Origin of the sequence: Salinispora vitiensis, assembly GCF_000378825.1 — a bacterium.
Classification (GTDB): Bacteria; Actinomycetota; Actinomycetes; order Mycobacteriales; family Micromonosporaceae; genus Micromonospora; species Micromonospora vitiensis.
Genome location: NZ_KB900388.1, coordinates 738,861 through 750,344 on the forward strand (window position 1 = coordinate 738,861; position 11,484 = coordinate 750,344).

The following is an 11,484-nucleotide window of genomic DNA, read 5'->3' on the forward strand; positions in this document are numbered from 1 at the left end:
ATCGCCGGGATGCAGCTGGAGGGTTGGTTCTCGGTTGACTCAGGCCAGGGCGAGGAAGAGCTTCTCCAACTCCTCCTCGGTCATTTCGGGTTCCTCGCCCTGTTTCCGAGCGGTGGTGCAGTGCCGCATGCCCGATGCGATGATTTTGTAGCCAGCCCGGTCGATGGCCTTCGACACCGCGGCGAGCTGGGTCAGCACCTCGCGGCAGTCCTGACCGTCCTCCATCATGTCGATTACCGCGTTGAGTTGGCCTCGGGCTCGCTTGAGCCGGGTCAGCGCATCACCGGTCATCTCGGGTCGAAGCTTCACCTGACACCTCCATCGCCAACAGTACCCCCGGGGGTATGCGCGTGCGGTGGTCCTTCCCATCCGGTACGACGTCTCCAGAGGCCAACTCGGTCCGGCCGACTACCTGGGGTTGGCCCAGCGGGTGCTGGTCGGACTTGCGGGGCTCATCTTGTTGGCCGTCGTGTTGCTGGCCCGTCGCCAGGTCACCCGTAGCCAGGCCACCTGACGATCGGTCGCATGACGATCATCGGGCAGGGCGGCCAGTTGGTCAGCGGTCGCCGCTGCTCGCGCTGTCGAGGAGCTGGCGGAGGTGGGGCGAGTCGATGCTCTTCGCGCGGTACATCGCGGCGTCGGCCTGGTCCAACGCCTCGGAGAGCTGGGCGGGGCAGGTGACCGGCGCCAATCCGACGGAGGCGGTCACCCGCACGCTTGCGGAGTGCAGCCGGATTGGTGCGGCGAGGACATCGTGCAGCCGGCGGGTGGCGTGCTCAAGCCACCGCCGCTCGACCTCAGGGGCGGTGAGCAGCCCGGCGAATTCATCCCCGCCGAGTCGGGCGACCGGGTCGTCTCCCGCGAAGTCGGCGAGCCGCTGGGCGACGTTGACCAGTACCTGGTCGCCGGCGGCGTGTCCGTACCGATCGTTGATCTGTTTGAAGTCGTCGAGATCGAGGACGACGGCGATCAGCGGTCGCCCGTCGGCTCGGGTCAGCAGGGCGGCGGCCAGCCGATGAAAGGCTCGCCGGTTGGGCAGGCCGGTGAGCGGGTCGTGGCTGGCCGCGTGGCGTTCGGCGGCGAGCTCGGCCTGGAGGAGGGCGATCTCCGTCTCGGCCTGCACCGCCCGGCGGTGCAGCTGCCAGGAGGAGATGAGGGCGCCCGCGGCGCAGACGCCGGATGCGATCGTCAGCGGATCCGGCATGAGTCCTCCCGTCATGCCGATGCCCCGGCATTGCCGACGGTCACCGACCCGTGTCTGCCCTGCTAGCCGCCCAGTAAAGGTGACTTACGGTAAGCGGATCGACACCACTCCCGTCGGCTATCATGCTCGTTGTCCGATGCAGATGCAATAGCAGATGCACGTGCAGGAGCCTCTCTGTCCACACGTACCCGTCCGGGCTGCGGTGTGGACGGATGCATGACGAGAAGGGCGCACATGCAGCCGCTATCGAATGGCGTTCCCGCTCCCGAGCTGCCGCCGCTGCGGTGGCAGAAGAGCCGCCGTAGTAACCCCAGTGGCAACTGCGTCGAGCTGGCCGAGCTTCCGGATGGTGCGGGCATCGCCGTGCGCAACTCGCGGCATCCCGACGGCCCCGCTCTGATCTACACCGTGGACGAGATCGCGGCCTTCGTGCTCGGGGCCAGAGATGGTGACTTCGATCACTTGATCCACTGATCGACTGATCCGCGCCGCGCCGCCGGGACCAATTCCCCTCACCGATGGGCCATGGCATGCTGACCCGGCGACCGGGTCAGGTCCGGCCCGGGCGCGTCCAGCAAACGGAGGGGCGGCAGTGGCGACGATACCCGTTGAGGGGGGGTCATCGGCTGGCCCAACCGTCCTACGGATGATGCTCGGCGCGCAGCTGCGCCGGCTCCGCGAGTCCTGCGGGGTTACCCGGGAGGGCGCGGGCTGGGAGATTCGGGCCTCCGAGTCGAAGATCAGTAGAATGGAGCTGGGACGGGTCGGTTTCAAGGAACGCGACGTCGCGGATCTCCTGACCCTCTACGGCATCACCGACCCAACGGAGCGGGACGCCCTGCTCGGCCTGGCCCGGGACGCGAACAGCCCCGGTTGGTGGCACCGGTACGGGGACGTGCTGCCGTCCTGGTTCCAGGCCTACCTCGGGTTGGAGGCAGCGGCGACCCGGATCCGCACGTACGAGCTCCAGTTCGTGCCCGGCCTGCTCCAGACCGAGGAGTACGCCCGGGCGGTCGTGCTTCTCGGGCACAGCCGTGCCTCGTCGGCGGAGATCGACCGTCGGGTCACGCTGCGCATGCGGCGGCAACAGGTGCTGCACGGTGCGGAACCGCCACAGCTGTGGGCCGTGGTGGACGAAGCGGCCCTGCGCCGGCCGATCGGCGGCGCGGCGGTCATGCGGCAGCAGGTCTCGGCGCTGATCGAGGCGACCAGGCTGCCGAACGTGCGGCTCCAGGTCGTACCGTTCGCCGCCGGTGGGCACGCCGCCGCGGGCGGCGCCTTCACCATCTTGCGCTTCAGTGACCAGGAACTGCCCGACGTGGTCTACATTGAGCAGCTCACCAGCGCCCTCTACCTCGACAAGCGGGAAGATCTGGAGTTCTACGCGTTGGCGATGGAGCGGCTCTGCGTGGAGGCGGAGCCGCCAGAGCGTACGCCGGAACTGCTCGACCGGATCCTGGCCGAACTACCCTCGGGCTGACTCGGCGCGGGCCCGCCTGATCTCGTCGTCCGGTCAGCGCCGACCGGCTGAGTGCGCTCTCAGGTGGAGTTCGTACCGTATAGCCCATGCCTCGAACCGTGCACGCCCTCCTCGCCGCCAGTACCAGCGTCAGCCAGGCCGAACCCCCTCAGGACGGCCTGGTCGGGCACGTGATCGGTCTGGTGGAGCGGCTGGGCGGGCCCGGCGCCGGCCTCGCCGTGGCGCTGGAGAACCTGTTCCCGCCGATCCCCAGCGAGGTGATCCTGCCCCTGGCCGGGTTCGTTGCCGGCCAGGGACGGATGAGCGTCATCAGCGCGATCTTCTGGACCACGTTGGGCTCGCTGGTGGGTGCGCTCGCGCTGTACTACATCGGTGCGGCATTGGGGCGGGACCGGATGCGAGCCATCGCCGCCCGGCTTCCGTTGGTGAAGCTGAGCGACGTCGACAAGACCGAAGAGTGGTTTCTCCGGCACGGCGTCAAAGCGGTGTTTTTCGGCCGGATGATTCCGATCTTCCGAAGCATGATCTCGATCCCGGCCGGGGTGGAGCGGATGCCGGTGTGGACCTTCGTCGTCTACACCACAATGGGCAGTCTGATCTGGAATACCACCTTCGTCATGGCCGGTTACCTGCTCGGTGACAACTGGCATCTGGTCGAGGAGTACGCCGGGGTGCTCCAGAACATCGTCATCGTGGCCTGCGTGGCGGGGCTCGGCTGGTTCGTCGTCACCCGGCTCCGCCGGTCCCGGACAGCCGGGGGAGTGCAGCCCAACGGGCCGGAGGACGAGTTCCCCGCGTCGGTGCCGCCCGTCGATGGTGTCCCCGACCCGCAGGGCCGGGGAACCCTCTACCGGAGTAGCTGGTCCGAGGACACCACCGTGCGCTGACGAGTCCGATCGGGACCGGCGGGCTAGCCGAGGTCGATGGCGGGATAGAGGGGGAAACCGGTGAGCAGGTCGCTGGCCTGCTTGCCGACCCGGTCGGCGACGCCCGGGTCCAGCACGTACTTCGCCTTCGACGGGGTGCCGTCGGCGTTCGTCCCGGGTGCGGTCCGGCTCAGGACGGTGTGGATCAGCTCGGCAGTGGCGTCCAGCTCGGCGGTGCCGAAGCCGCGGGTGGTCAACGCCGGCGTACCGACCCGGATCCCGGAGGTGTACCAGGCGCCGTTCGGGTCCTGCGGGATCGCGTTGCGGTTGGTGACGATGCCCGAGTCGAGGAGCGCCTGCTCGGCCTGCCGGCCGGTGAGCCCGTACCCGGTCACGTCGATCAGCGCCAAGTGGTTGTCGGTCCCGCCGGTGACCAGCTTCGCGCCCCGACGCTGCAACCCGTCGGCCAGGGCCTGCGCGTTGGCGACGATCCGCCCGGCGTAGTCGACGAAGTCGGGACGCCGGGCCTCGGCGAGCGCGACCGCCTTGGCGGCCATCACCTGCGGCAGCGGGCCGCCGAGCACCATCGGGCAGCCCCGGTCGACCTGCGCGGCGAGCTCCGGACCGCAGAGCACCAGGCCGCCGCGGGGCCCACGCAGCGACTTGTGCGTGGTGGAGGTCACGATGTGCGCGTGCGGAACCGGGTCGAAGTCACCGGTGAAGACCTTGCCGGCGACCAGCCCGGCGAAGTGGGCCATGTCCACCATGAAGGTGGCACCGACCGAGTCGGCGATCTCCCGCAGGATCCGGAAGTTGACCTTCCGGGGGTACGCCGAGTAGCCGCCGACGAGGATCAGCGGCTTGAACTCACGGGCGGCCTCGGCGACCCGGTCGTAGTCGATCAACCCGGTCTCCGGGTCGGTGCCGTAGCTGCGCTGGTCGAACATCTTGCCGGAGATGTTCGGCCGGAAGCCGTGGGTGAGGTGACCGCCCGCGTCCAGCGACATGCCCAGCATCCGCTGGTCGCCCAATTCCCGGCGCAGGGCGAACCAGTCGGCCTCGGTGAGGTCGTTGACATGTCGGGCCTGGGCGCGCTTGAGCGCGGGCGCCTCGACCCGGTCGGCGAGGACCGCCCAGAAGGCGACAAGGTTGGCGTCGATCCCCGAGTGCGGCTGCACGTAGGCGTACGGCGCTCCGAACAACTCCCGGGCGTGCTCGGCGGCGAGCGCCTCGACGGTGTCGACGTTCTGGCAGCCGGCGTAGAAGCGACGGCCGACCGTACCTTCGGCGTACTTGTCGCTGAACCAGTTGCCCATGGCCAGCAGCGTCGCGGGGGAGGCGTAGTTCTCGCTGGCGATCAGCTTGAGCGACTCACGCTGGTCGGCCAACTCGGCGCGGATGGCGGTGGCGACCCGCGGCTCGACGGCACCGATCACCTCGAGCGCGCTGCGATAGGCGGTGGACTCGGCGTTACCCGACATGTGACCTCCTGGTGAACGTTCCCGGTGGACGTGTGGAGGCCCAGGCGCTCGGCGTGCGTCCGTGTGGTGGGTCGTTCCCCGATGGTGCTCCATCCCAAATCGCGCCAGTCCCGACCCGAGGGGATCCTACCGGGTTCGCGGTGCGGCGCCCGGCCGACGTTCCTCCGCCGTGCTCGGCGGGGCAGCGCCGGATCGAAGATCGACGGCGATGGGCGGCGCGGCTAGGATCGGCACATGGCGGGGCCGGGCGATCGGGCGGACGGTCGGGGAAGTCTGCTCGCAATCAGTGATCTGCACGTGCGGCACGCGGAGAACCGGACGGTCGTTGAGCAGCTCCGCCCGGAGTCGCCAGCGGACTGGCTGCTGGTCGCCGGCGACGTGGGAGACACGGTCGCGCAGGTCGAATGGGCGCTGCGGCTGCTGGCTGCCCGGTTCGCGAAGGTGCTCTGGTCGCCCGGCAACCACGAGCTGTGGAGCCTGCCAGCCGACCCGGTGCCCCTGCGCGGCGCCGCCCGCTACGCCCACCTGGTCGAGCTCTGCCGGGAGCTCGGCGTCGTCACACCGGAGGACCCGTACCCGGTGTGGGAGGGGCCCGGCGGCCCGGTCACCGTGGCACCGCTGTTCCTGCTCTACGACTACAGCTGGCGTCCCGAGGGCCTCGACACGTCGCAGGCGGCGCTCGCCGAGGCGTACCGGACCGGGATCGTCTGCACCGACGAGTACCTGCTGCACCCCGACCCGTACGAGAGCCGGTCGGCCTGGTGCGCCGCCCGGGTCGCCGGGACGGCCCGGCGGCTGGCGGAGCGGGACCCGGCGCTGCCGACGGTCCTGGTGAACCACTGGCCGCTGCGTCGTGAGCCCACCCGCATTCTCCGCTATCCGATCTTCGCGCAGTGGTGCGGCACCGAGGCGACGGCCGACTGGCATCGGCGTTTCGACGCCGTCGCGGTGGTCTACGGCCACCTCCACATCCCGCGCACCACCTGGTACGACGGGGTGCGCTTCGAGGAGGTGTCGGTGGGCTACCCCCGGGAGTGGCGGCGCCGGGGCGGGCCGCCGGGGCAGCCGCGCCGGATCCTGCCGGCGCCGGCGGGGTCGCCACCGACCGCCTGGTAGCCCGTTCCTTCGCCGGGGTTGTCGGATCCGTGCGGCTGGCGATGCGCGTCCGACCCGAGGTGCGCGTCGGATCACGGCTACGGTGTGGACGTGGCGACGCCGGCCGAGCAGATCCGGGTGGGACGGCGGCTGGTCCGCGTCTCCAACCCGGACAAGCCCTACTTCTCCGAGTTGGGGCTGACCAAAATCGATGTGGTGCGTTACTTCCTGGCGGTCGGCGAGGGCATCCTGCGCGCCCTTCGGGACCGGCCGACGATGCTCGAACGGTGGCCGCGCGGCGTCTTCGCCGGTGCCAAGATCGCGACGCGGGCGGACAACCGCGGGGACGCCTTCTTCCAGAAGCGGCTGCCGGCGGGCGCTCCCGACTGGGTTCGCACCGTGCACCTGACGTTCCCGAGCGGTCGGAGCGCGGACGAGCTCGCGCCGAGTGAGCTGGCCGTGGTGGCCTGGGCGGTCAACCTCGGCACGCTCCGGTTCCACCCGTGGCCGGTGTCCCGACCTGATGTCGAGCGACCGGACCAGCTCCGCATCGACCTGGATCCGCTACCCGGGGTCGGGTTCGACCAGGTGGTACCGGTGGCGCACGAGGTCCGCGCATTCCTCGACGAGCTCGGCCTGGTTGGCTACCCGAAGACCACCGGGGGACGAGGGTTGCACGTCTACCTCACCATCGAGCCACGGTGGGGCTTCGGTGACTGCCGCCGGGCGGTGCTGGCGTTGGGTCGGGAGATCCAGCGCCGTCGGCCCGACCTGGTCACCACCACCTGGTGGCGGGAACAACGGGATCGGCCGGTCTTCGTCGACTACAACCAGATGGCCCGGGACCACACGATGGCCTCGGCGTACTCGATCCGGCCCACCCCGGCGGCGCTGGTCTCCGCCCCGGTGGCCTGGACTGAGCTGGACGATGCCCAGCCGGAGGACTTCGACATCACCACGATGCCGGCCCGCTTCGCCGAGCACGGCGATCCACACGCGGGGCTGGACGAACGGGCGTATTCGCTGGAGCCGTTGCTGGAGCTGGCCGACCGGGAGAAGCTGGCGGCGCCGCCCGAGCGTTAGGGTCCCGGGCGCCGGGGGCCGGGAGACGGTGGGGACGCAGCCGGGCCCCAGGGCGACGTCTCGCCGTCGAACTCGTGGAAGACCAGCCAGGTGCGGCTGGAGAGCACCCCGGGGATGCTCTGCACCCGGGTCAGCACCACGTCTCGCAGCGTGGCGTTGTCCGGGGCCCGGACCAGAGCGAGTACGTCGTGCTCGCCGCCGACCAGCGCGGCGTGCTCCAGGTAGCGCACCTGGGCCAGCTCCGCCGAGACCTCCCGCCAGGTGTTCTGTTCGATGGTGATGGCGATGTACGCCGACGTACCCAGGCCGGCGGCCTCCGGCGTCACCCGGGCATGAAAGCCGGTGACCACACCGTCGCGGAGCAACCGCTCCATCCGGGCGTACGCGTTGGTTCGGGAGATGTGCAGGCGTGCGGCGAGCGTCCGCACCGACGTGCGTCCGTCCCGGACCAACTCGGCCAGGATGCGACGGTCCACATCGTCCAGGGGCCGGGCCGATTGTCCCGGCCCGGTCGCCGCGGCCCTACCCGGGTCGGACTCTTGGCTCATTGCGATACCTCCCCTAGGCCAACCATCCTGCGTTTTCACCGGTTCTTGAGTCAACCATCCGACCACAGGAGCATGGGCGCACCAGACGTCCAGGAGGTACCCGCCGTGACAACCACATCCCGGGCGGTTCGCCGAAAGTCTCGGCCGGCCGCGCCGCCGGACCCGGCCCGCCCGTTCCTGCCCACCACCGAGCAGATTCGCCTGCTCGACCCCGCCGGCACCCCGCTGCCGGCGCACCCCGACTACCCGGTGCCCCCCGTTGAGGCGCTGGTCGAGCTGTATCGCCGGATGGTGCTCGGCCGTCGCTTCGACCTGCAGGCCACCGCCCTGACCAAACAGGGTCGGCTCGCCGTCTACCCGTCGGCTCGGGGCCAGGAGGCATGTCAGGTCGGCGCGGTCCTCGCGCTGCGCGACGAGGACTGGGTGTTCCCGACCTATCGCGAGTCGATGGCGTTGACCGCCCGGGGGATCGACCCCGTCGAGGTGCTGACCCTGCTCCGCGGTGACTGGCACTGTGGTTACGATCCGGCCGTCCGGCGTACCGCCCCGCAGTGCACCCCGTTGGCCACCCAGTGTGTGCACGCCGCCGGCCTCGCCTACGGCGAGGCGTACCAGGGTCGGGACACGGTGGCACTGGCCTTTCTCGGCGACGGCGCCACCAGCGAGGGTGATTTCCACGAGGGGGTCAACTTCGCCGCCGTCTTCAAGGCGCCGGTCGTCTACCTCATCCAGAACAACGAGTACGCGATCAGCGTGCCGCTGTCCCGGCAGACCGCCGCACCCAGTCTCGCGTACAAGGGCGTCGGGTACGGCGTGCCCAGCGAGCGGGTCGACGGCAACGACCCGGTCGCCGTCCTTGCGGTGCTCACCCGGGCCGTGGCGCACGCCCGTGCTGGCCACGGCCCCTTCCTGGTCGAGGCGCACACCTACCGGATGGAGCCGCACACCAACGCCGACGACGCCGCCCGCTACCGGGACGCCGATGAGGTGGCGAGCTGGCAGGACCGGGACCCGGTCGTCCGGCTGGAAACCTACCTGCGGGACCGGGGGGCGTTGGACGACACCACCGTGGCGCGGGTGGCCGCGCAGGCCGAGGAGTACGCGGCCGACCTGCGCGAGCGGATGCACGACAAGCCGACCGTTGACCCGTTGACGCTCTTCGACCACGTCTACGCCGAACCAACGCCGCAGCTGGTCGAACAGCGGGCGCAGGTTCGCGCCGAGTTGGCCGCCGACCAGGAGGGAGCCGGGTGATGGCAAGCATGACCATGGCGAAGGCGCTCAACGCCGCGCTCGCCGACGCGATGCTCGACGACGACCGGGTGGTCGTCTTCGGCGAGGATGTCGGCCAACTCGGCGGGGTGTTCCGGATCACTGACGGGCTGGCGGCCCGCTTCGGCGACAAGCGCTGCTTCGACACTCCGCTCGCCGAGGCCGGCATCGTCGGCTTCGCGGTCGGCCTCGCCATGTCCGGGCTCCGCCCGGTGGTGGAGCTGCAGTTCGACGCGTTCGGGTACCCGGCCTTCGAGCAGATCGCCTCGCACGTGGCGAAGCTGCGCAACCGTACCCGGAGCGCGCTGACCGTGCCGATCGTGATCCGGATCCCGTACGCTGGTGGCATCGGCGGGGTGGAGCACCACTGCGACTCCTCGGAGGCGTACTACGCGCACACCCCCGGTTTGAAGGTCGTAACCCCGGCCACCGTGGCCGACGCCTACTCGCTGCTGCGTTCGGCGATCGACGACCCGGACCCGGTCATCTTCTTGGAGCCGAAGAAGCTCTACTTCGCTAGCTCCGAGGCGCAGCTGCCGGTCCGGACCGAGCCGTTCGGCCGCGCCGTCGTACGTCGTCCGGGCACTGACGCCACCCTGGTCGCGTACGGGCCGGCGGTGCCGGTGGCCCTGGCCGCTGCCGAGGCAGCCCAGGCGGAGGGCCGGGACCTTGAAGTCGTTGACGTGCGGACGATCGTGCCGTTCGACGACGGCACGATCGCGGCGTCGGTGCGGAGAACGGGCCGGTGCGTGGTGGTGCACGAGGCCCAGGGCTTTGCCGGGGTCGGTGCGGAGATCGCCGCGCGCGTGCAGGAGCGTTGCTTCCACTCCCTGCTCGCGCCGGTGCTGCGGGTCGCCGGGTTGGACATCCCGTACCCGGCGCCGATGCTGGAGCACACCCATCTGCCGTCGGTGGATCGGGTGCTTGACACGGTGGCCCGCCTCCAGTGGGATGACCAGCCCGACGAGCGGTGGGTGACGGTCGGATGAGTGAGCGAGTCTTCCTCCTGCCGGATCTCGGGGAAGGGCTGAGCGAGGCGGAGATCGTCGAGTGGCGGGTCGCCGTGGGCGACACGGTGACGGTGGACCAGGCCGTCGTGGAGGTGGAGACCGCCAAGGCGGTGGTCGACGTGCCCTGCCCGTACGCCGGACGGGTGGTGGCCCTGCACGGCACGGCGGGCGAGGTGCGGCCGGTCGGCCAGCCCTTGATCACCATTGCGTCGCTGGCGGCGGTCGAGGCGGATGGTGCTCCTGGGGGCTCTGGTGGGCCGGTGGTCAACCGTGAGCCGGAGCAGGATGGCTCCGGGAACGTCTTGATCGGGTATGGGACCGGCCACGGCGGAGCGGCTCGCCGACGCCGGTCCCGGGCCGCCCCGACCGGTGTCGTGTCCAGTGGTGCCGCCCCGACCGGCACTGCCCCGGGTGGTGGCCGGGGGCCAGCCGGCGGGAGCGTTCGGGTCATCTCGCCGATCGTGCGGCGCTTGGCGAAGCAGCGCGGCGTTGACCTGGCCGCCCTGCGTGGTACCGGCCCCGGTGGGGTGATTCGCCGGGCTGATGTGGAGGCCGCCACCCTGGCTCCGGTCACTGCGCCCGCTGTGTCCGCCGCGAACGCCGTGCCGGCGGCGGAAGCCGTGCCCGCCGACGGCGATGTGATCGTGCCGTTGACCGGTATCCGTAAGGTCATCGCCGAGAAGCTCTCCCGCAGCCGGCGGGAGATTCCCGAGGTGACGATCTGGGTGGATGCCGACGCGACCGCCCTGCTGGAGACCCGCGCGGCGATCAACGCGGCCACCCCGGCCGAACCGGTGAGCGTCCTGGCGCTGCTCGCCCGGATCTGCCTCGCTGGGCTGCGGCGATTCCCCCAGCTCAATGCCCGGGTAGACAGTGGGGCGCAGCGGATCGTCCAGTCCGCCGGGGTGCATCTGGGCATCGCGGCCCAGACCGACCGAGGGCTCGTGGTTCCGGTGCTGCGCGACGCGCAGCGGCTCACCACGGCCGGGCTGGCCGCCGCGCTGGCCGAGACCACGGCGGCGGCGCGGGCCGGCACGCTGCCACCGAGCCGGCTCACCGGCGGGACGTTCACGCTGAACAACTACGGCGTGTTCGGGGTGGACGGGTCCACACCGATCATCAACCATCCGGAGGCGGCGCTGCTCGGCGTCGGCCGGATTGTGGACAAGCCGTGGGTGGTGGACGGGCAGCTTGCGGTACGCAAGGTGACGCAGCTCAGCCTCACTTTTGATCATCGGGTCTGCGACGGCGGGGTGGCCGGTGGCTTCCTGCGGCATGTCGCGGACTGTGTCGAGCGGCCAGCGGTGCTGATCGCGAACCTCTGACCAGGACGCGGGGCCCGTAGGCCCCGCGTTCCGGGCTCCACCGCACGTTGGAGAAAATTTCGGACGAACAGCCCCTAATCGGCTCGGATATGAACGGTGAGCCTGATCGGGCAGGCTCGG

The 11,484-nt window shown here is 70.6% G+C and carries 12 protein-coding genes, 1 pseudogene and 1 riboswitch; of the genes and pseudogenes, 9 read left to right on the forward strand and 4 right to left on the reverse strand.

The window, feature by feature from the left end:
* Positions 1 to 39: 39 nt before the first annotated feature.
* Positions 40 to 309, reverse strand: coding sequence for a metal-sensitive transcriptional regulator (locus tag SALPAC2_RS0103370; protein WP_026184371.1), 270 nt, complete (start codon positions 307 to 309; stop codon positions 40 to 42).
* Positions 310 to 367: 58 nt separating this feature from the next.
* On the opposite strand from SALPAC2_RS0103370, the pseudogene SALPAC2_RS26800 reads away from it, so the two are divergent.
* Positions 368 to 514: pseudogene (locus SALPAC2_RS26800) on the forward strand (DUF998 domain-containing protein); the annotation flags it as partial.
* A 42-nt stretch (positions 515 to 556) separates the two neighbouring features.
* Here the strand turns inward: SALPAC2_RS26800 and SALPAC2_RS0103380 are convergent.
* Positions 557 to 1,204, reverse strand: coding sequence for a GGDEF domain-containing protein (locus tag SALPAC2_RS0103380; protein WP_018215226.1), 648 nt, complete (start codon positions 1,202 to 1,204; stop codon positions 557 to 559).
* A gap of 234 nt (positions 1,205 to 1,438) precedes the next feature.
* Between SALPAC2_RS0103380 and SALPAC2_RS0103385 the strand changes: the two genes are divergently transcribed.
* From SALPAC2_RS0103385 to SALPAC2_RS0103395, 3 genes are all read left to right on the forward strand, one after another.
* Positions 1,439 to 1,678: a DUF397 domain-containing protein gene (locus tag SALPAC2_RS0103385; protein WP_018215227.1), complete on the forward strand. Its 240-nt coding sequence runs from the start codon at positions 1,439 to 1,441 to the stop codon at positions 1,676 to 1,678.
* 172 nt (positions 1,679 to 1,850) lie between these two features.
* On the forward strand, positions 1,851 to 2,684 hold the full coding sequence (locus SALPAC2_RS0103390; protein ID WP_018215228.1) for a helix-turn-helix domain-containing protein: 834 nt from the start codon (positions 1,851 to 1,853) through the stop codon (positions 2,682 to 2,684).
* Positions 2,685 to 2,770: 86 nt separating this feature from the next.
* Positions 2,771 to 3,571, forward strand: coding sequence for a DedA family protein (locus tag SALPAC2_RS0103395; RefSeq protein WP_018215229.1), 801 nt, complete (start codon positions 2,771 to 2,773; stop codon positions 3,569 to 3,571).
* A 23-nt stretch (positions 3,572 to 3,594) separates the two neighbouring features.
* Here SALPAC2_RS0103395 and SALPAC2_RS0103400 read toward each other — a convergent pair whose 3' ends face one another.
* Entirely contained in the window at positions 3,595 to 5,031 is a 1,437-nt protein-coding gene (locus tag SALPAC2_RS0103400) for a glycine hydroxymethyltransferase (protein ID WP_018215230.1), read from the reverse strand.
* A 31-nt stretch (positions 5,032 to 5,062) separates the two neighbouring features.
* Positions 5,063 to 5,153, reverse strand: a riboswitch (ZMP/ZTP riboswitch).
* Between the two features lie 112 nt (positions 5,154 to 5,265).
* Here SALPAC2_RS0103400 and SALPAC2_RS0103405 point away from each other — a divergent pair.
* Together SALPAC2_RS0103405 and SALPAC2_RS0103410 are read left to right on the forward strand one after the other, a co-directional pair.
* On the forward strand, positions 5,266 to 6,147 hold the full coding sequence (locus SALPAC2_RS0103405) for a metallophosphoesterase family protein (RefSeq protein WP_018215231.1): 882 nt from the start codon (positions 5,266 to 5,268) through the stop codon (positions 6,145 to 6,147).
* Positions 6,148 to 6,237: 90 nt separating this feature from the next.
* Positions 6,238 to 7,209: a DNA polymerase domain-containing protein gene (locus SALPAC2_RS0103410; protein WP_026184373.1), complete on the forward strand. Its 972-nt coding sequence runs from the start codon at positions 6,238 to 6,240 to the stop codon at positions 7,207 to 7,209.
* On the opposite strand, the gene SALPAC2_RS0103415 is transcribed toward SALPAC2_RS0103410, so the two are convergent.
* Positions 7,206 to 7,757: an Lrp/AsnC family transcriptional regulator gene (locus tag SALPAC2_RS0103415; RefSeq protein ID WP_018215233.1), complete on the reverse strand. Its 552-nt coding sequence runs from the start codon at positions 7,755 to 7,757 to the stop codon at positions 7,206 to 7,208. The genes SALPAC2_RS0103410 and SALPAC2_RS0103415 overlap by 4 nt on opposite strands.
* 72 nt (positions 7,758 to 7,829) lie before the next feature.
* Here SALPAC2_RS0103415 and pdhA point away from each other — a divergent pair, with 72 nt between their 5' ends.
* From pdhA to SALPAC2_RS0103430, 3 genes are read left to right on the forward strand one after another with little or no spacing between them, the layout of a single operon-like run.
* Positions 7,830 to 9,011: a pyruvate dehydrogenase (acetyl-transferring) E1 component subunit alpha gene (gene pdhA / locus SALPAC2_RS0103420; protein ID WP_026184374.1), complete on the forward strand. Its 1,182-nt coding sequence runs from the start codon at positions 7,830 to 7,832 to the stop codon at positions 9,009 to 9,011.
* Entirely contained in the window at positions 9,011 to 10,018 is a 1,008-nt protein-coding gene (locus SALPAC2_RS0103425; protein ID WP_018215235.1) for an alpha-ketoacid dehydrogenase subunit beta, read from the forward strand. Before pdhA ends, SALPAC2_RS0103425 begins: the two co-directional genes overlap by 1 nt.
* The gene (locus SALPAC2_RS0103430) at positions 10,000 to 11,364 is read left to right on the forward strand and encodes a dihydrolipoamide acetyltransferase family protein (protein ID WP_026184375.1); all 1,365 of its coding nucleotides are present in this window, start codon (positions 10,000 to 10,002) and stop codon (positions 11,362 to 11,364) included. The genes SALPAC2_RS0103425 and SALPAC2_RS0103430 overlap by 19 nt, the downstream gene beginning before the upstream one ends.
* Positions 11,365 to 11,484 lie beyond the last annotated feature (120 nt).